Consider the following 770-nt stretch of genomic DNA (forward strand, 5'->3'; position numbering starts at 1 on the left):
ATATGGAAAACTGGATCCCAGTGTCAAGCACTGGGATGACAAAAAAAGGAGCACTGGAATGGCACCATTTGTTATGTTTAACAAAGTTCGTACTTAGCTTCATGTTAGCCATAAATATTTAAGAAATTTACCAAATGGAAAAAAAGGCAAAAGAAGCCCCATGGTTAACTAGTTCTGACACTGGTTTCCATCCAAGACGGCAGTAGCCCCTTCGGTGTCATTCCAGTGTCAAGCACTGGAATGACAAAGGAGAGCAGTGTCAGCTACTTGGATGACACCTTTTTTCTACTTAGTGTGGGTTATACAAGAAGTCTATTGTATGGCTATTGCTGGTCGTATATTACTTATAGCTTATCTATTCAAATTGCAACTTTGTTTTTCATAATTAATTATTGACAGAAATTATTAATTGGGTTATTATTAAATTATCGTTAACAAGTGAGGCAAAGAAATGATGATATCCAATAATTCTTCATTGCTAAAAGATAGTCAGGAGCTTACTAAAACTAAGCAGACTATATGGAAACCTTTAATTGCTGTTTCATTATTATCTATATTTAGTTTCATATCTGGTCAATATCTTCCTTATGTTATTATAGCAGTTTCTGGTTCTGGTCCTATTGCAGCAGTTCCTTTAGCAATTTTTGCTGTTTCTACGGTTGTTGCACTTATTTCAGTGACATATCTTGTTAAACTGGCTATTTCTAGAGATGATAATAAGAAAGAAGTAGGTCTTAATGGACAGAAATTCGGCCATACTCCATCTCAAG

Annotated in this window: 1 pseudogene; it reads left to right on the forward strand. The window is 35.1% G+C overall.

From position 1 onward, the window contains the following. Positions 1–451 precede the first annotated feature (451 nt). Positions 452–770 (forward strand): annotated as a pseudogene (locus WG67_RS07305) (hypothetical protein); the annotation flags it as partial.

The sequence above is a fragment of the Wolbachia endosymbiont of Drosophila incompta genome (assembly GCF_001758565.1).
Classification (GTDB): domain Bacteria; phylum Pseudomonadota; class Alphaproteobacteria; order Rickettsiales; family Anaplasmataceae; genus Wolbachia; species Wolbachia pipientis.